The organism is Paraburkholderia caffeinilytica (assembly GCF_046030355.1).
GTDB lineage: Bacteria > Pseudomonadota > Gammaproteobacteria > Burkholderiales > Burkholderiaceae > Paraburkholderia > Paraburkholderia caffeinilytica_B.
This window is the reverse complement of sequence record NZ_JAQQCQ010000009.1, coordinates 38,468-55,474: the sequence shown is the minus strand read 5'-3', so window position 1 is coordinate 55,474 and position 17,007 is coordinate 38,468. Positions and strand designations below refer to the sequence as shown.

The 17,007-nt window shown below is 62.4% G+C and carries 16 protein-coding genes; 5 read left to right on the top strand and 11 right to left on the bottom strand.

Annotated features, from left to right (window positions below):
* Window positions 1-111: 111 nt before the first annotated feature.
* The 4 genes from PQQ95_RS15520 to PQQ95_RS15505 all read right to left on the bottom strand — a co-directional run bounded on the left by PQQ95_RS15520 (window position 112) and on the right by PQQ95_RS15505 (window position 5,591).
* Window positions 112-2,037, bottom strand: coding sequence for a dipeptide ABC transporter ATP-binding protein (locus PQQ95_RS15520; RefSeq protein WP_408438266.1), 1,926 nt, complete (start codon window positions 2,035-2,037; stop codon window positions 112-114).
* Window positions 2,038-2,134: 97 nt separating this feature from the next.
* Complete coding sequence (locus PQQ95_RS15515) at window positions 2,135-3,127, bottom strand: isoaspartyl peptidase/L-asparaginase family protein (protein WP_408438265.1); 993 nt, start codon at window positions 3,125-3,127, stop codon at window positions 2,135-2,137.
* A complete protein-coding gene (locus PQQ95_RS15510) occupies window positions 3,124-4,125 on the bottom strand; it encodes a MurR/RpiR family transcriptional regulator (protein ID WP_408438264.1) in 1,002 nt (333 codons plus the stop codon). Before PQQ95_RS15510 ends, PQQ95_RS15515 begins: the two co-directional genes overlap by 4 nt.
* A 206-nt stretch (window positions 4,126-4,331) precedes the next feature.
* Window positions 4,332-5,591, bottom strand: coding sequence for an MFS transporter (locus PQQ95_RS15505; RefSeq protein ID WP_408438263.1), 1,260 nt, complete (start codon window positions 5,589-5,591; stop codon window positions 4,332-4,334).
* Between the two features lie 94 nt (window positions 5,592-5,685).
* Between PQQ95_RS15505 and PQQ95_RS15500 the strand changes: the two genes are divergently transcribed.
* A complete protein-coding gene (locus PQQ95_RS15500; protein ID WP_408438262.1) occupies window positions 5,686-6,396 on the top strand; it encodes a pseudouridine synthase in 711 nt (236 codons plus the stop codon).
* A gap of 168 nt (window positions 6,397-6,564) precedes the next feature.
* A complete protein-coding gene (locus tag PQQ95_RS15495) occupies window positions 6,565-6,753 on the top strand; it encodes a hypothetical protein (protein WP_408438261.1) in 189 nt (62 codons plus the stop codon).
* A gap of 160 nt (window positions 6,754-6,913) precedes the next feature.
* On the opposite strand, the gene PQQ95_RS15490 is transcribed toward PQQ95_RS15495, so the two are convergent.
* Window positions 6,914-7,990: a Rossmann-fold NAD(P)-binding domain-containing protein gene (locus PQQ95_RS15490; protein WP_408438260.1), complete on the bottom strand. Its 1,077-nt coding sequence runs from the start codon at window positions 7,988-7,990 to the stop codon at window positions 6,914-6,916.
* 94 nt (window positions 7,991-8,084) lie between these two features.
* On the opposite strand from PQQ95_RS15490, the gene PQQ95_RS15485 reads away from it, so the two are divergent.
* Window positions 8,085-9,116 carry a CDP-6-deoxy-delta-3,4-glucoseen reductase gene (locus tag PQQ95_RS15485; protein WP_408438259.1) on the top strand — a complete coding sequence of 344 codons (1,032 nt, stop codon included), beginning with the start codon at window positions 8,085-8,087 and terminating at the stop codon, window positions 9,114-9,116.
* On the opposite strand, the gene PQQ95_RS15480 is transcribed toward PQQ95_RS15485, so the two are convergent.
* Entirely contained in the window at window positions 9,068-9,394 is a 327-nt protein-coding gene (locus tag PQQ95_RS15480; RefSeq protein ID WP_408438258.1) for a hypothetical protein, read from the bottom strand. The genes PQQ95_RS15485 and PQQ95_RS15480 overlap by 49 nt on opposite strands.
* Window positions 9,395-9,937: 543 nt before the next feature.
* On the opposite strand from PQQ95_RS15480, the gene PQQ95_RS15475 reads away from it, so the two are divergent.
* Together PQQ95_RS15475 and PQQ95_RS15470 are read left to right on the top strand one after the other, a co-directional pair.
* Window positions 9,938-11,122, top strand: coding sequence for an acetylornithine transaminase (locus tag PQQ95_RS15475; protein ID WP_408438257.1), 1,185 nt, complete (start codon window positions 9,938-9,940; stop codon window positions 11,120-11,122).
* Window positions 11,123-11,140: 18 nt separating this feature from the next.
* Window positions 11,141-11,608 (top strand): GNAT family acetyltransferase, encoded by a 468-nt coding sequence (locus PQQ95_RS15470; protein ID WP_408438256.1) that lies wholly within the window; start codon window positions 11,141-11,143, stop codon window positions 11,606-11,608.
* A gap of 130 nt (window positions 11,609-11,738) precedes the next feature.
* Here the strand turns inward: PQQ95_RS15470 and PQQ95_RS15465 are convergent, their stop codons facing one another.
* From PQQ95_RS15465 to PQQ95_RS15445, 5 genes are all read right to left on the bottom strand, one after another.
* On the bottom strand, window positions 11,739-12,455 hold the full coding sequence (locus PQQ95_RS15465) for an ABC transporter ATP-binding protein (protein ID WP_063497113.1): 717 nt from the start codon (window positions 12,453-12,455) through the stop codon (window positions 11,739-11,741).
* Complete coding sequence (locus PQQ95_RS15460) at window positions 12,455-13,228, bottom strand: ABC transporter ATP-binding protein (protein WP_408438255.1); 774 nt, start codon at window positions 13,226-13,228, stop codon at window positions 12,455-12,457. Before PQQ95_RS15460 ends, PQQ95_RS15465 begins: the two co-directional genes overlap by 1 nt.
* A gap of 17 nt (window positions 13,229-13,245) precedes the next feature.
* Window positions 13,246-14,415 (bottom strand): ABC transporter permease subunit, encoded by a 1,170-nt coding sequence (locus PQQ95_RS15455; protein ID WP_408438254.1) that lies wholly within the window; start codon window positions 14,413-14,415, stop codon window positions 13,246-13,248.
* A gap of 13 nt (window positions 14,416-14,428) precedes the next feature.
* Window positions 14,429-15,379: a branched-chain amino acid ABC transporter permease gene (locus tag PQQ95_RS15450; protein ID WP_074282431.1), complete on the bottom strand. Its 951-nt coding sequence runs from the start codon at window positions 15,377-15,379 to the stop codon at window positions 14,429-14,431.
* Between the two features lie 231 nt (window positions 15,380-15,610).
* The gene (locus PQQ95_RS15445; protein ID WP_408438253.1) at window positions 15,611-16,810 is read right to left on the bottom strand and encodes a branched-chain amino acid ABC transporter substrate-binding protein; all 1,200 of its coding nucleotides are present in this window, start codon (window positions 16,808-16,810) and stop codon (window positions 15,611-15,613) included.
* Window positions 16,811-17,007 lie beyond the last annotated feature (197 nt).

Here is a 17,007-nt window from a genome sequence, read left to right as displayed (position 1 = left end):
CGAATTGAAACAGGGTTATGTGCTGCGAGAGAAAATGGCTTGGCTTCAGGTTTGGCGCTTCGTTCGGTCCGCGCTTGAATTTGGCGCTTGAGTTCGAGTTTGGGTTCGCGTCTAGTAAGCGCCGCCGACCCGATGCTGCGCCACGAAGTGATCCGGTCCAACCGCAATCAGCGGCGCCACAACCGGCTCGTCGTTCAGCGCGCGAATCGGGCTTGGAATCTCGTCGGCGGCGAGCATGCGTTTCGCGTGACGGCGCGCCGGATCGGCGACCGGCACTGCGCCCATCAGCTTCTTCGTATAGGGATGCTGCGGCGCTTCGAACACCGCGCGACGCGGACCGATCTCGACGATCTGGCCGAGATACATCACCGCAACGCGATGGCTGACGCGCTCCACCACCGCCATATCGTGCGAAATGAACAGATACGCAACGCCGAGCTCGCGCTGCAGATCGAGCATCAGATTGACGATCTGCGCCTGCACGGAGACGTCGAGTGCGGAGACCGATTCATCGGCGATCACGACTTTGGGATTCAATGCCAGAGCACGCGCAATCGCGATACGTTGCCGTTGCCCGCCTGAAAATTCGTGCGGATAGCGGCGCGCGGCTTCGCGCGGCAAACCGACCTTTTCGAGCAGCCACGCAACACGCGCCTGCGCTTCCGCACCTTGCGCGACACCATGCACGAGTAGCGGCTCCATGATCGAAAAGCCGACCGTCAGGCGCGGATTCAGCGAAGCGAACGGGTCCTGGAAAATAAACTGGATGTTGCGGCGGAGCGCCTGCAACGCAGGGCCCGTAAGCGAGCTGATTTCCTTGCCGTCGAATTCGATCGAGCCGCTCTGGCTTTCGACCAGACGCAGCAATGAACGACCCGTCGTCGATTTGCCGCAACCCGATTCGCCGACCAGCGCGAGCGTTTCACCCGGGCGCAGATCGAAACTGACTTTCTCGACCGCATGCACGCGGCCCGTCAAACGGCCGAACACGCCGCTCTTGACCGGAAAGCGCGTGACCAGATCGCGCACGCGCAGAATCGGCGGCGTGCTGTCGTGGACCAGCGGTTGCGATTCTGCGGCGACCGCCGCGGCTGGACGCACAGATTCATCGGCGCCATTCAAGGCCGCCTGCTCGACGGTCAGAATCGGAAACCTGGCGGGCTGATCGGTGCCCTGCATCGCGCCAAGGCGCGGAACCGCCGCAAGCAATGCCTTCGTATAAGGATGCGACGGCGCAGCGAACAGCGCATCCGACGCGCCCTCTTCCACTTTCTCGCCGCGATACATCACCAGCACGCGATCGGCCACCTCGGCCACCACACCCATGTCGTGCGTGATGAAGATCACGCCCATGTTCATCTCGTCCTGCAGACCGCGGATCAATTGCAGGATCTGCGCCTGGATCGTGACGTCGAGCGCCGTGGTCGGCTCGTCGGCGATCAACAATGCGGGCTTGCATGACAGCGCCATCGCGATCATCACGCGTTGGCGCATGCCGCCGGATAGCTGATGCGGAAAGCGTGCGGCCACCCGGCGTGCTTCCGGAATGCGCACCAGTTCGAGCAGACGGAGCGTTTCGGCGTGCGCGGCAGAACGGCTCTTCCCCTGGTGCAAGGCAATCGCTTCGCTGATCTGATCTCCCACCGTGAACACCGGATTGAGCGAGGTCATCGGCTCCTGGAAGATCATCGCGATGTCGGCGCCGCGAATCGAACGCATCGTGCCGGACGATGCTTTCGCAAGGTCGAGCACGCTGCCGTCGCGGCGCCGGAAGGCGATGCTGCCGCCGGCAAGGCGCCCACCGCCATGCTCGATCAGCCGCATCAAGGCAAGCGATGTCACCGATTTGCCGGAGCCCGATTCGCCGACGATCGCCAGCGTCTCGCCACGCTCGACCGTCAGCGAGAGATTGCGCACCGCGTTGACGGTCTTGTCGCCACGGCGGAATGCAACCGACAGATCGTCGACTGCAAGCACGCGTTGCGGCGGCAAGGTTTCGATAAGCGGACGAGCGGTGTGCGATGAAGTCGGCACCATAGTTCCTTTTGGATTCGGACGCAGCTAGCGGTGATTCAAATGAAAATTCAAGCGGCAGCTCAAGTGGACATTCACGCGACGCCGAAGCAGGACGGCATTAGCGATAGATCGCCGTCACCGGCGATTCGCCGAGCCGCGCGAAACCGCGATACATGCCCTCGGTGTTGAACGGCAGCGTGACGTTGCCGCGTGCATCGACAGCGATCAGCCCGCCGCGTCCGTCGATCTTCGGCAGGCGCGTCATCACCACGTCGTGCGCCGCTTCTTCCAGCGAGACGTTGCGGTACGCCATCTGCGCCGCGACGTCGTACGCGGCGACCATGCGCATGAACATCTCGCCGGAACCGGTGGTCGAGACCGCACAGGTTGCGTCGTCCGCATAGCAGCCCGCGCCGATCAGCGGCGTATCGCCGACCCGGCCGACCTGCTTGTTGGTAACGCCGCCCGTCGAGGTGGCGGCCGCCACGTGGCCATGCTGATCGAGCGCGACCGCGCCTACCGTGCCGAACTTGCGATTCGGATCGATCGGCTCGTGCGGTGTGGGATCGTCGTCGCCTGAAGCGGGATCGGCGGCCAGCGTCGCGCCGTCGTGATCGAGCATCGCGCGCTGCTGACCGCGTGCGAGTTGCCATTGGCGATGACGCGCTTCGGTGTGGAAATACGCCGGCTCGGCGAATTCGAGTCCTTGTGCGGCGGCGAAAGCCTCCGCGCCTTCGCCGGTGAACAGCACATGCTCGCTGCGTTCAAGCACGCGGCGCGCCGCCAGAATCGGATTGCGCACGCGTTTCACGCAGCAGATCGCGCCGGCTTCGAGCGTGCTGCCGTCCATGATGGCCGCGTCGAGTTCATGCGTGCCGGCCGCCGTGTAGACCGCGCCACGGCCCGCGTTGAAGAGCGGGCAATCTTCGAGCAGGCGCACGGCTTCGCTGACGGCGTCGAGCGCACTGCCGCCATCGGCAAGCACACGCTGTCCGGCGCTCAGCACGGCGTGCAAGGCGGCGTGGTAGTCAGCTTCGGCGCTGGCCGACATCGATGCGCGCAGGATCGTGCCTGCCCCGCCGTGAATGGCAATGACTGCGTTGGAGTTCATTTTTTGGCTTTCGTAGTGCGGGTGGTACGGGTAGAAACGCGCGCGGGTTGCTCAACAGTGCTGGACGGCGTGGCTTGAGCTGCGGCTTGTGGATCGGACTGGGGATCGGCTTGAGGATCGGTCAGCCAGGGCAACACGAATTCGCTGACGCCGGCGGCCGCCTTGACCGAACGTTGGGCGCGATACGCGACCGCATCGCAGAGTGCTTCGATCACGGCGAGCACAGCGGAATCGGCGTTGGCCGCAAGCCGCCGTTCGGAACGGATATAGAGTGCGAGATCGGCGAATTGCGCGAGCGGCGAGCGCGGACTATCGGTTAGCGCAAGCACGCGTGCGCCGCGCCCTGCCGCACGCCGCGCGAGTTCGATGGTGTCTTCGACGTAACGCGGAAACGCAATGCCGATCACCAGATCGCCGTCGTCCGCATTGAACAGGCGGCGCGCGGCATGCGACGGTCCGCCGATCAGCGCGAGCGACTGCACGTTGTCGTGATACGGCATCAGGCCGTGTTCCATCAGGCCGGCGAGAAACGCGCTGGCCCCGTAGCCGAGCACGAAGACACGGCGCGCGGCGATGATGGCTTCAACCGCTGCTTCGGCTGCGGCGCTATCGATCGCGGTGCGCGTGGAATGAAGATTAGCCGCCGCCTGTTCGAGTAAAGCACCGAGCAGAGCATCGCCGGAAGCGAGCGATTCCTGCGCGCTACGCAGCCGCTCGACGGGTGCGAGCGTCGCTTCGAAGCCACGCACCAGCGCTTCGCGAAACTGCGGATAGCCGTCGAAACCAAGTGCGCGCGCAAAGCGATTCGCCGTCGCCACCGACGCACCGACCACGCTCGCCAGCTCGTCGATCCGCATGGTCGCCGCGCGAAACAGATTCGCCAGCACGTAGTCGCCCATGCGTCGATGGATCGGCGTGAGGGTCGGCATCGCTGCGGCAATGCGCGCGGCGATGGCCTGCTCGGCGGGGTTCGAAGCAACGGACGAGTGATGGATCATGCGAGCAAGGCAGCCTGATAACAGTCCCCCAAAGGGATTTCCTTCGGGACGCTCCAAAGGATTTCCTTCGAAGCGTAAGCAAAATGAATGAAAGTATATTTACATAAAAATCTCGCATAAAAAAATTCATTTTCATTTTCGAGGGTTTTCACTGACGCCCTTTGGCACGTCCGCATGCAACGCGGCCCTCCGATGAAAACCGGTTTTCATGGCGCGACTGCCGCGCCCTCGGGAATGCTCGCAAGCCTTGCCGCCGGGGACGTCACGATGATCAGCGCCTGGACGAGGAAGGCCGCGGCAGCGGCGACCAGACACGCGTCCATGCCCCAGCGCGCGCTGATCGCAGCACCGAGCAACGCGCCCACCGGCCGCGCACCATAGGTCGCGGTGCTATTGAGCGCCGAGACGCGGCCCATCATCCGTTCAGGTGTGATCGCCTGACGCAGCGTGGTCGAACCGACCACCCACAGAATCGGTCCTGCGCCGAGCAGGAAAAAGCTCAGCATCGCGAGCCAGAACGACGGCGTGAGGATCGTCGCCACCATCAGGAGCGAGGCGAGCAAACCACATGACGGCCCGATGATCAGCACGCGGCCAAACACGAGGCGCCGCGCAATGGCCGGCACGGCAAGCGCGCCGCACACCATGCCGACGCCGTACGCACCGAGCGTCACACCGACCATCGACGCGCTCAATCCCAAACGATGCACGGCGTACGGCACATACACCGCTTGCAGCACGAAGAAACCGAGGTTGAAGAAGATCGCGGTGGCCAGCATCGGACGCAACAGTGCGTCGCGCAGCACGAAACGCGTACCGTCGCGCAGTTCCAGCAGGAAGTGGCGCTGGGGAGCCGCCGGTCGCGGCGGTTCGCGCAGCCCCGCGAGCAACGCGACGGCCAGCGCCGAAAACCCGGCGGCGCAGCCATACGCCCAGCCCGCGCCAATCCAGCCGACCAGCAGTCCGCCGAGCGCCGGACCCGCCGAATACGCGACGCTGCGCGCCAGTTCGAGCCGCCCGTTGGCCTGGGCATACGCCTCGCGCGGCACGATCGACGGCACCAGCGAAGGCGCCGCGACGTTGTACGCAACCGTGCCGGTCGCGGCAATAAAGCCGAGCGCGGCGAGCAGCGGCAAGCTCAGCGCATGCGCCATCACGAGCAGCAGCACGCACAACATCGCGATCACGCGCACGCTTTCGGCGAGCGTCATCAACGTGCGGCGCGAGCGGCGGTCGGCCCATACGCCGAGCGGAATCGACAACAACAGGAACGGCAACGTCTGCGCGGTTTGCAGCAGACCGGTCTCGCGCGCGCCGGCGCCGAGCGCGAACACGGCGACGAGCGGCGCGGCCGCGAGGCTGATCTGCTCAGCGGATTGCGCGACCAGATTCGACCATGCGAGCCGCTGGAATGCGGCCGGCAGACGAAGCGCGGTTGAAGACGATGAAGGGGAAGCGGCGGGCATCGATGAACTCCTGCGATGTAACGTGGGGAGACCATCGTCGCCGCTATGACACTGCGCGGCGCTCCGCTTCTTGCGGTGTTATTCTTCGCTCGCCATGAATCTCGAAAGCATCCTCTTCACTCAAGGTTTCGGCTCGCGCCGCCAATGCCGGGCGCTGATCGGCGACGGCCGCGTAAGCATCGGCGGCTTGGTCTGCGCCGATGCCGACGCCGACTTCCCAACCGCCGACAGTCCGTTCTGCTTCAGCGTGGACGGGGTCGTCTGGCCGTATCGCGAGCACGCCTATCTGCTGCTGAACAAGCCCGTCGGCTACGAATGCTCGCGCGATCCGCAGCATCATCTGAGCGTGTTCAGCCTGCTGCCGCCGCAGTTCGCCGAGCGCGGCGTGCAATGCGTGGGGCGCCTCGACCAGGACACCACCGGCCTGCTGCTGCTCTCCGACGACGGCAAGTTCGTTCACATGTTCACGTCGCCGAAACGCAAGGTGCCGAAGCTGTATATCGCGACCACACGCCATCCCATCGACGACACCCAGTTGAATGCTTTGCGCAATGGCGTCCTGCTGCACGGCGAACCCAAACCGATCGCCGCCGTCGACGCCCAGGCGCGCGGCGAGCACACACTGGCGCTCACCGTGATGGAAGGCAAGTATCACCAGGTCAAACGCATGATCGCGGCAGCCGGCAACCGCTGCGAAGCGTTGCATCGCGAGCGGATCGGCGGACTCGCGTTGCCTGCGACGCTGGCCGTTGGCGCGTGGCAATGGCTCGACGAAACCGACCTCGGATCTTTACGGAGCGGGTAAACCGGTAGGTCCCCTTTAAAGCCTTGATGCGTCAGGAGAATCGTGTGTGCGCCCGCACATAGGCCCTGAAAGACACCTGAATACACGCTGCATCGCAGCATGATCTCCCTTACAACTCGCCCTATACTCGTTTAAACAAAGACTACAAAGAGTTCAAGGAGGGGCGCCATGGTCATCCACGACACCATCGCGATTTCGCATGTGATGATCGCTTTTGTGTGCCTCGGCCTGGTTTTGATTGGCGGACTGCTGGTCATGATGCGGCTGCGGCATAAATATCATCCGAACCTGATCGGCGCACTGATCGGCGCCATGCTGTGTTTTCTGCTACTGGAGGCGCTGCCGGCGCTGACGTAAGCCAGCGAGGGACGCACGGCGGCTGGCGCGGAGGCCAGCGCGCGGCGGGGTGTCGCCGGACGATGCACGGCCCCGCGGTTTGTTATATGCGGCTAAACGCGTTGAAGTTTGTTGTACGCGGCTGGACGCGTTGAAACTTGTCGCCTGATCGTGTGTTCCGTCAGCCGCGCGCTTTTGCTTCGCTGTGTGGTCCGGGGGCATTTCGTTCAGGCTGCACGCGCAGAAAATCGGCGACGCTTGGATATCGCAAGCGAACGCGTAACTCTTCTTTGAGGCGCCGGTTCACGAGCCGCCTCGATTCGCGCATGAAGGACAGCAAGGTCGGCTCGATCTGCCGCTCCGCCTCTGCGCGCGAGATGCGAGGCGCGCGCTCGCGACCGAACGCATCGGCCACCGCGTCGAAGTACTCCCCCATTTTCAGCGACGTATCGTCGGACGCGTGAATCACGCGCGCCGGCCGCCCGTGCGTGGCAAGGCGCACGAGAATCGCGGCGAGGTCGTCGGCGTGGATATGGTTGGTATAGACGTCGTCGGCATCGATCAAGGCCGGGGTGCGCTTTTCCAACCGCGCGAGCGGCAGACGGTTGCCCGCGTAGATGCCCGGAATCCGCGCGATGCTGGCGGCGACCACGCCTCGTGCGGTGGCGCGCCGCAATTGCCGCTCGGCTGACACACGACGTTTGGCGCGCGCATTGGCCGCTTGCGGCGCGCGCGTCTCGTCGATCCACGCACCGCCGCAATCGCCGTAGACGCCTGTCGTGCTCGCGTACACCAGCTTCACGGGCCGGCGCGGAGCAGCGGTCCAGCGCACCCTCTCGGGTACAATATTGGCTGCTTCAGATTCCGCCCACGAGGCATTGAGGTTGCGCAACCCGCGACGCAGCCGCCCGACCGGCGCCACCGCGCCGCGCGCGGCACGCATCGCCCGATCACGGCGCGCGCTCAGCGTAGCGAGCAAGGCACGGGTGCGGCGGTCGTCATCGCCGGTCTTTTGCGGCGGCGCGAGGTGCAGCACCGTCGGCGCGAGGCCGGCAAGCCGCTTCAGGCTGCGGCGCGCGTCGAGATCGCCGACCAGCGGCGTGACGCCCGCAGCGCGCAATTCGGCGCTGCGTTCGGCGTGGCTGGTGAGCGCGAAGACATGCGCGCGTGGCCGCAACAAAGGCACGCAGCGCATGCCGACGTCACCGCAGCCAACAATCAACACGCGCGGCCGGCGTAAATTTCGTGTCGCTTTCATGGTGGACGCATTGTAGCCGTCAAGCACGGCAGGTACCGCACAGTTGCACAGCGGGTCCGATAACGATTACCGACTTTTCGATTTCGAACACTCTATGGCATTTAACGTCACGCTCCGGCAAAGCGGCCGGCAGTTTCAGGTAGAACAGGACGAACCGGTCCTGATCGCGGCCTTGCGCCAGGGCATTGGCCTGCCGTACGGTTGCAAGAACGGCGCCTGCGGCTCCTGCAAAGGCACCGTGATCAGCGGTCAGATCGAACAACGTCAGCATTCGTCATCGGCCTTGTCGAACGACGAAAAGACGCGCGGCATGGCCCTCTTTTGCTGCGCGACGGCATGCTCCGATCTCGAAGTGGATATCCGCGAAGTGGCCGGCGTGGGCGACGTGCAAGTCAAGAAACTGCCGTGCCGTGTGAACGCCATCGAACGCAAAGCCGACGACGTCGTCGTGCTGAAACTGCAATTGCCCGCTAACGAACGTCTGCAATATCTGGCCGGCCAGTACCTCGAATTCATTCTGAAAGACGGCAAGCGCCGCAGCTATTCGATGGCAAGCGCGCCGCACACGGAAGGCCCGATCGAATTGCACATCCGTCATATGCCGGGCGGCGCCTTCACCGATCACGTTTTCAACACGCTAAAGGAGCGCGACATCCTGCGCTTCGAGGCCCCGCTCGGCACGTTCTTCCTGCGTGAAGACTCGGACAAGCCGATCGTGCTGCTCGCCTCGGGCACCGGTTTCGCGCCACTGAAGGCGATCGTCGAGCACGCGGTGTTCAAGAACCTGAACCGGCCCATGACCCTCTATTGGGGCGCGCGCCGCAAGAAGGATCTGTACCTGCTCGAACTCGCCGAGCAATGGGCGCGCGAGATCCCGAACTTCAAGTTCGTGCCGGTACTGTCGGAACCGGACGCGAGCGACGCATGGACGGGTCGCGTGGGTTTCGTGCATCGCGCGGTGATCGAGGATCTGCCGGATCTGTCGCCGTACCAGGTGTACGCCTGTGGCGCGCCGGTGATGGTGGAGTCGGCACAGCGCGATTTCACCCAGCATCATGGGCTGCCGGAAGACGAGTTCTACGCGGATTCCTTTACGAGCGCTGCGGATCTGGCGAACGCGGTTTGAAAGAGTGCGTAGCATCGGCGCATGTGCGTCGATGCTCGCGAAGCGGAGTTCTGGAAGCGCGGCTGTGCAAATGGCCGTGCTTTGCGCAGGGATGATTTGCGCAGTGCAATTTCGACCACCGCAGTAACGCTCATCAGTGCGCCAGCAAGCTGCAACATCTCCTGATGAAGAGCAACGGCTGCGCGAGTGCTGCCTGCCATTGCCTGAAACGTACCAAGGCGTTCGCCCGAAAGCAGGGTGGCAATTGCCGTAATTTCCTCATCTGTCAGGTGTTTCATTGACCTTTGGCTCCTGTGCTTTTAGAATTGTTGGCGATAAGTCGGGATCAGCGTCGGCAGCTATCTTCGGATGGGCGGACCCCCGGCTTCCTGATTAAAAATGGGCGCTCTTGAGCGCCCATTTGCATTTCTAGCGGCGGTTTATACCGGCCTGTTCCGCCCTGCCGGACAGCCGCTCAAACGGCCAATGTCACATTTTAGTCAGCCACACATCTCATAATCGGCGTGCAACCCGAACTTCCGCCGCGGACAAAAAATATCCGTCCGATGCAAATTCATGGTTTACACCGGCGCTTTCCTTGTCGTATTCTTTCGCGCATGAACCGCATCCAGTCCGAACTTCGACGTCGCCGCTCGCCGCTCCCTTAGGGGCGCCGCTGGCTTCGTCACGGATTCGCGCCGCACACGGGCGCACGCAGTTCGAATCATGAAAGCCACGGCATGCCGTGGCTTTTTTGTTTGCTCTTTTGTTTTCACCGGCCGCTGTTCCGTATGTGGCCCACTGTTCGTTCACCCTTCACCCGCTGTCTGGAGCCTGCCGTTATGAATTTCAATGAGTATCCGATCGAGTCGCTGATGTACATCACGAACCGGCCCGAAATCGTTTTCACGCACGGCAAGGGCTCGTGGCTCTACGACAACAACGGCAAGCGATATCTGGACTTCATCCAGGGTTGGGCAGTCAACAGCCTCGGCCATTGCAACGACGGCATGATCGAAGCGCTGAACACGCAATCGAAGCTGCTGCTCAATCCGTCGCCGGCCTTCTACAACGAACCGATGGCGAAACTCGCGGGTCTGCTCACGCAGCACAGCTGTTTCGACAAGGTGTTCTTCGCGAACAGCGGCGCCGAAGCGAACGAAGGCGCGATCAAGCTCGCGCGTAAGTGGGGCAAGAAGTTCAAGGACGGCGCGTTCGAGATCATCACGTTCGATCACAGCTTCCACGGCCGCACGCTCGCCACCATGTCGGCAAGCGGCAAACCGGGCTGGGACACGATCTACGCTCCGCAGGTGCCGGGCTTCCCGAAGGCGGATCTGAACGACATCGCATCGGTTGAAAAGCTGATCAACGCGAAGACCGTCGCAGTGATGCTCGAACCGATTCAGGGCGAAGGCGGTGTGATTCCCGCTACGCGCGAGTTCATGCAGCAACTGCGTGCGCTGACCAAACAGCACAACCTGCTGCTGATCGTCGACGAAGTACAAAGCGGTTGCGGCCGTGCCGGCACCTTGTTCGCTTATGAACTGTCGGGCATCGAGCCGGACATCATGACGCTCGGCAAGGGCATCGGTGGCGGCGTGCCGCTCGCGGCGCTGCTCTCGAAAGCTGAAATCGCCGTGTTCGAGGCTGGCGACCAGGGCGGCACGTACAACGGCAATCCGCTGATGACCGCGGTCGGCTACTCGGTGATCTCGCAACTGACCGCGCCGGGCTTCCTCGAAGGCGTGCGCGCGCGCGGCGAATATCTGCGCGCCAAGTTGCTGGAGTTGTCGGAAGAACGCGGCTTCGAAGGCGAACGCGGTGAAGGTCTGCTGCGCGCCCTGCTGCTCGGCAAGGACATCGGCAATCAGATCGTCGAGAAGGCTCGTCTGATGCAGCCCGACGGCCTGCTGCTGAACGCGGCGCGTCCGAACCTGCTGCGCTTCATGCCGGCGCTGAACGTGACGAACGAAGAAATCGACCAGATGATGGCGATGCTGCGTTCGATTCTCGACACGCTGTAATCACTGAGGAAAGCGCGAGTGACGACGACCGCAACGCTATCGATCCGCTGCTTCGAAGCGCGCGACACCGACGCCGTGGTCGCGCTGTGGCAGGAAGCGTTCCCCGAGTATCGGGACGTGACGAGGCCGCAGCGCAATCCACATCTGTCGATCGCCAACAAGCTGGCGACGCAACCAGAGCTGTTCTTTGTCGCGGTGTTCGGCGAGCGTATCGTCGGCACGGTGATGGGTGGCTACGACGGGCACCGAGGCTGGCTGTATTCGCTCGCGGTGGATGAATCGCTGCGTCGTCACGGTATCGGTACGCGTCTGGTCGCGCATGTCGAAAACGCGCTGACCGAACGCGGCTGCCCGAAGCTGAACTTGCAGGTGCTATCCGCGAAGGCCGATGTGCGCGCGTTCTATGAGGCGCTCGGTTATCGCGCGGATGCCGTGATCAGTCTCGGCAAACGCCTGGGAGAACTGGCGGACACGCCAGCCGTGTAGACGCCGGGCAAGCGTCTGAATAGAGAAAGGCCGCATGCGCGATTGAAGCGCATGCGGCCTTTTTTTGTGGTTTAAGCAAACCTGCGTCGGCTTACTTGCCCTGGTTACGTATCTTGCTTACGTACGTTACTTATTCACCCAGATACGCAGCCCGAACCTTCGGATCATCGAGCATCTGCTTCGCGTCACCCGACATCGTCACCAGACCCGAGTCCATCACGTAGCCGCGGTTCGCCGCCTGCAACGCAAGACGCGCGTTCTGCTCGACCAGCAGCACGGTCATGCCTTCAGCCGAAATCGCCCGCACCACTTCGAAGATCTTTTCGACCATGATCGGCGACAGACCCATCGACGGTTCGTCGAGCAACAACAGCTTCGGCTTGCTGATGATCGCGCGCGCCATCGCCAGCATCTGCTGTTCGCCGCCCGAAAGCGTGCCCGCGTACTGCGTGGCCCGTTCCTTCAGACGCGGGAAGAAGCCGAACATGCGATCGACGTCCGCCTTGATGGCGTCGGTATCGTTGCGCAGATAAGCCCCCATCTGCATGTTCTCGACGATCGACATGCGCGAGAAAATGCCACGGCCTTCCGGCACCATCGCCAGACCGCGCTTGAGCAGCTCGTGCGCCGGGATGCCCTTGATCGACTGGCCCATGTACTCGATATCGCCTGCGGAGTACGGCTTCAGCCCCGTGATCGCCTTCATCGTCGTGGTCTTGCCCGCGCCGTTCGCGCCGATCAGCGTGACCAGTTCGCCCTGCGCGACTTCGAGGTCGATGCCCTTGACTGCCTGGATGCCGCCGTAATTGACCTGCAGGCCCTTGATTTTCAACATTGCCGTTGCCATTAGTGGACCCCCGCACCCAGATAAGCTTCGATCACTTTCGGATCCTTCTGCACGTCTTGCGGCAGACCTTGCGCGATCACCTTGCCATAGTCGAGCACCGTCATCTGGTTGCACAGACCCATCACCAGCTTCACGTCGTGTTCGATCAGCAGGATCGTCTTGCCGTCAGCGCGGATCTTGTCGAGCAGCTTGGTGAGCTCGACCTTTTCCGTTGCGTTCATGCCGGCCGCCGGTTCGTCGAGCGCGAGCAGCTTCGGATCCGTTGCCAATGCGCGGGCGATTTCCAGACGGCGCTGGTGACCGTACGACAGATTGCGCGACGTGTAGTCCGCGTACTGTGCAATGCCGACGTACTCCAGCAACTCGATTGCGCGTTCCTTGATCTCGCGTTCTTCGCGACGCTCGGACGGCGTCTGGAACACTGCGCCGATCAGGCCGTGTTTCGTCCGCACGTGACGGCCGACCATCACGTTTTCCAACGCGGTCATGCCGCCGAACAGACGGATGTTCTGGAACGTGCGCGCAATCCCCGCCTTCGCCACCTGATAAACGGCGGTCGGCGTGTATTCCGTGCCGTCGAGCTTGAACTCGCCCGAATCCGGCGTGTACAGACCCGTGATCACGTTGAAGAAGGTCGTCTTGCCGGCGCCGTTCGGGCCGATCAGGCCATAAATCTGGCCCGACTTGATTTGCAGGCCGACGTCGGACAATGCTTGCAGGCCGCCGAAGCGCTTGTTCACGCCCTTGACGGACAGTCGAATGTTGTCGTTCATATTTTTCTCCCTGTCCGTTACGCCCGCACCGGCTTCTTGCCAGCGCGCTTCGCCAGTTTCGCAATCTTGTCTTCGTGCTTCGGCGACGGCCACAGGCCTTCCGAGCGGTACAGCATGATCACGACCATCGCGAGGCCGTACAGCAACTGACGGATCACTTCGGTATCGACGATTTCATGGCCGAAGATCGCGTTCTGCAGCGGACCCATCGTCGAGCGCAGGAATTCCGGGAACACGGCGAGCAGCACTGCACCGAGAATCACGCCCGGGATGTGGCCCATACCGCCCAGCACCACGCACGCCAGCACCACGACCGATTCCCAGAACGTGAACGATTCCGGCGACACGAAGCCCTGGAACGAACCGAACATCGCGCCCGACAGGCCGCCGAACGACGCGCCCATGGCGAACGCCAGCAGCTTCACGTTGCGGGTGTTGATGCCCATTGCCTTGGCGGCGATTTCGTCTTCACGGATCGCAGCCCATGCACGGCCGATGCGCGAGTGCTGCAAACGCGTACAGGTCCAGATCACGAACAGCGCGCAGAGCACGAACAGGTAGTAGTACGAGTACACCGACGGGAACTGGAAGCCGAACAGCGAGTGGCTCTGCGCGAGACTGAAGCCGCCCACCGACACCGGATCGATCCCCGTGATCCCCTTCGGACCATTGGTGATATTTACCGGACGGTCGAGGTTGTTCATGAAGATCCGCACGATTTCCCCGAAGCCCAGGGTCACGATCGCGAGGTAGTCGCCGCGCAGACGCAAGGTCGGCGCACCGAGCAGAACGCCGAAGGTCGCGGCGAGCGCCATGGCAATCGGCACGATGATCCAGATCGGTGTATGCAGGCCGCCCGGGAACAGGTGCGCAATCCACTCGAACTGCGAGGTCAGGTGCGGCGAGCTCAGCAGCGCGGCAACATAAGCGCCGATTGCGTAGAACGCGATATAGCCCAGGTCCAGCAGGCCGGCGAAGCCGACCACCACATTGAGACCCAGTGCCAGCATCACGTACAGCATCGCGAAGTCGAGCACGCGGACCCAGTAGTTGCCGCCAGCGGCACCGATGATCATCGGCGCCGCGATCACGAAGATCGCAGTGATGATGCCCACCGTCAGCGTCTTCGTGAGGTTCTTTTCAGGGATGAGCGTCGTGGACGGCTCGATCGGTTGAATTGAGGTCATGTCTGTCTACTCCTTATGCTCGATCAGCAACACGTTCGCCCAACAGGCCCGACGGACGGAACACCAGCACGATGATCAGCACGATGAATGCGAACACGTCCTGGTAGTTACTGCCGAATACGCCGCCCGTGAGGTTGCCGATATAGCCCGCCCCTAACTGTTCGATCAGGCCGAGCAGCACGCCGCCCACCATTGCCCCGCCGAGGTTGCCGATCCCGCCCAGCACCGCCGCGGTAAAGGCCTTCAAACCTGGGATGAAGCCCATATAGAAGTGTGCGTTGCCGTATTCGGACGCGATCATCACGCCAGCCAGAGCAGCCAGCGCCGAGCCGATCATGAAGGTCGCCGAAATCACGAAGTTCGGGTTCACGCCCATCAGGCTGGCGACGCCCGGGTTCTCGGCGATTGCACGCATCGCGCGGCCGAGCTTGGTCTTGTGAACCAGCAACAGCAGACCGCCCATCACGAGGAACGCCACCACGATGATCACGATTTCGGTCATCGAGATCACGGCGCCAGGCGTCGTATCCGTGGCCTTGATCACGTTGATCGGGTCAGTGGGCAACAGCTGCGGGAACGGCAGCGGGTTGCGCGACCAGATCATCATCGCGAGAGTTTGCAGCAGGATCGATACGCCGATCGCGGTGATCAGCGGGGCGAGACGCGGCGCTTTACGCAACGGCCGGTAGGCCACGCGCTCGATCGTGTAGCCGACCAGCGAGCAGACCACTGCCGCGATGATCAACGCGATGATGAGCGTCGGCACATTGCCGAGGCCGGGGAAGTGGTTCTGCAGCACGCCTATGGCTGAGAGCGCAACCATCGCGCCCACCATCAACACATCGCCATGCGCGAAGTTGATGATGCCCAGGATGCCGTAAACCATCGTATAGCCCAGTGCGATGATGGCGTAAACGCTGCCAAGCACCAGCCCGTTGAGGACCTGCTGGATGAAGATATCCATTTAATGCTCCTTAGCCCGTGCGACTGGATTCGCGTTCTTCATCAGCCGGTGGGCGGTGATGCGGTACGCCAATCTCAACGGCACTGCGGGTACTGATGTAAAAGACCGGTAAGGGTTATCCGCTGTCCGGTTCGTCTTACGACTGGGATGCAGTCGCGGACTCACCGGTGGCGGATGCAAAAACGGCACCGTTGGGTGGTTTCGGTGCCGTCAGGCTGTACATTCCCGTCATCACATCTTCACGACGTCGAGAACCGCTTTCTTGCCGTCCTTGAAGTCGTAAAGCGTAATGGCGCCCTCTTTCAAATCACCCTTGTCGTCGAACGCGATGTGGCCGATTACCCCGTTGTAATCGGTGGACGGCATCGCAGCCAGCACCTTGGGCGCCTCGATCGAATTAGCGCGCTTCATTGCATCGACAATCACGTACACAGCGTCATACGTGAACGGCGCGTAAATCTGCACCGGTGTGTGGAAGCGGTCGACGTACTTCTTTTCGAAGTCCGCTCCCTTGTCCATTTTCGAAAGCGCGAGTCCCGCCTCCGAACAGACCAGGTTTTGCACGGCGGTTCCCGCCAGCTCCCCCACCTTGTCGGTACACACACCGTCGCCGCCAAGGATTTTTGCCCTGATACCGAGCGCCGCCGCCTGTTTGGTAAACGGCCCGCCCGTTGCGTCCATGCCGCCGAACATGATCACGTCCGGCTGAACACTCTTGATCTTTGTGAGGATGGCCCGGAAATCCGTGGCCCGGTCGTTCGTCGCTTCCCGCGCGACGATCTTCGCTCCGCTCGCTTCTACGGTCTTCGCGAATTCGTCCGCGAGCCCCTTACCGTAGGCGGTTGCATCGTCCACTACCGCGATGCGTTTGGCGCCCAACGCCTTCGTGGCGTAGTTGGCGAGCGCCGGACCTTGTTGCGCGTCGGTGGCGACGACCCGATAGGTCGTCTTGAAACCTTGTTGCGTGTACGCCGGATTAGTCGACGACGGCGAGATCTGCACGATGCTGGCATCGCTATAGATCTTCGAGGCCGGAATCGACACCCCCGAATTCAGATGTCCCACCACCGCGACGACGTGATCGTCAACCAGCTTCTGCGCGACGGCCGTTCCCGTTTTCGGGTCCGCTGCATCGTCTTGCGCGTCAAGTTCCAGCTGGATCTTGTGACCGTCGATGGTCAAGCCTTGCGTATTGATTTCCTCGACCGCCAGACGCGCGCCGTTTTCATTGTCTTTACCAAGATGTGCAATGCCGCCCGTCAAGGGGGCCGCATGACCGATTTTCACGACAGTCGCCTCGCTCGCCGGTGCCGCTGCCGCCGTGGCAGCCGATGCACTTGCTCCCGCCTCGCCATCCTGTTTCTTGCCGCACGCGGTCAACATCGCAACCGCGGCCGCGATGGACACGGCGTAAGCAAACTTGACTCGCATTAAGTAGGTCTCCCGCGCCTTGCAAAATCCATTGTTCGGGACCCGGAGGCCTTGAGAACGCGCGCATTGTAACTCCAATTATGCGACGCGCAATATTGTTGAAACGGTGGGGTTTTCCTGCATTGCAACCTTATTTTGAGAGAGAAATCCACCGTTGGGCGCAACCGGGTTGCGACTATTTTTCGTGCATCAGTTGC

Coding starts and splice junctions, on each gene's coding strand:
- PQQ95_RS15450 (WP_074282431.1), bottom strand. CDS start 15,379: ATGGATATCTTCATCCAGCAGGTCCTCAACGGGCTGGTGCTTGGCAGC.
- PQQ95_RS15520 (WP_408438266.1), bottom strand. CDS start 2,037: ATGGTGCCGACTTCATCGCACACCGCTCGTCCGCTTATCGAAACCTTG.
- PQQ95_RS15465 (WP_063497113.1), bottom strand. CDS start 12,455: ATGGCAACGGCAATGTTGAAAATCAAGGGCCTGCAGGTCAATTACGGC.
- PQQ95_RS15455 (WP_408438254.1), bottom strand. CDS start 14,415: ATGACCTCAATTCAACCGATCGAGCCGTCCACGACGCTCATCCCTGAA.
- PQQ95_RS15505 (WP_408438263.1), bottom strand. CDS start 5,591: ATGCCCGCCGCTTCCCCTTCATCGTCTTCAACCGCGCTTCGTCTGCCG.
- PQQ95_RS15480 (WP_408438258.1), bottom strand. CDS start 9,394: ATGAAACACCTGACAGATGAGGAAATTACGGCAATTGCCACCCTGCTT.
- PQQ95_RS15490 (WP_408438260.1), bottom strand. CDS start 7,990: ATGAAAGCGACACGAAATTTACGCCGGCCGCGCGTGTTGATTGTTGGC.
- PQQ95_RS15510 (WP_408438264.1), bottom strand. CDS start 4,125: ATGATCCATCACTCGTCCGTTGCTTCGAACCCCGCCGAGCAGGCCATC.
- PQQ95_RS15445 (WP_408438253.1), bottom strand. CDS start 16,810: ATGCGAGTCAAGTTTGCTTACGCCGTGTCCATCGCGGCCGCGGTTGCG.
- PQQ95_RS15495 (WP_408438261.1), top strand. CDS start 6,565: ATGGTCATCCACGACACCATCGCGATTTCGCATGTGATGATCGCTTTT.
- PQQ95_RS15515 (WP_408438265.1), bottom strand. CDS start 3,127: ATGAACTCCAACGCAGTCATTGCCATTCACGGCGGGGCAGGCACGATC.
- PQQ95_RS15500 (WP_408438262.1), top strand. CDS start 5,686: ATGAATCTCGAAAGCATCCTCTTCACTCAAGGTTTCGGCTCGCGCCGC.
- PQQ95_RS15475 (WP_408438257.1), top strand. CDS start 9,938: ATGAATTTCAATGAGTATCCGATCGAGTCGCTGATGTACATCACGAAC.
- PQQ95_RS15460 (WP_408438255.1), bottom strand. CDS start 13,228: ATGAACGACAACATTCGACTGTCCGTCAAGGGCGTGAACAAGCGCTTC.
- PQQ95_RS15485 (WP_408438259.1), top strand. CDS start 8,085: ATGGCATTTAACGTCACGCTCCGGCAAAGCGGCCGGCAGTTTCAGGTA.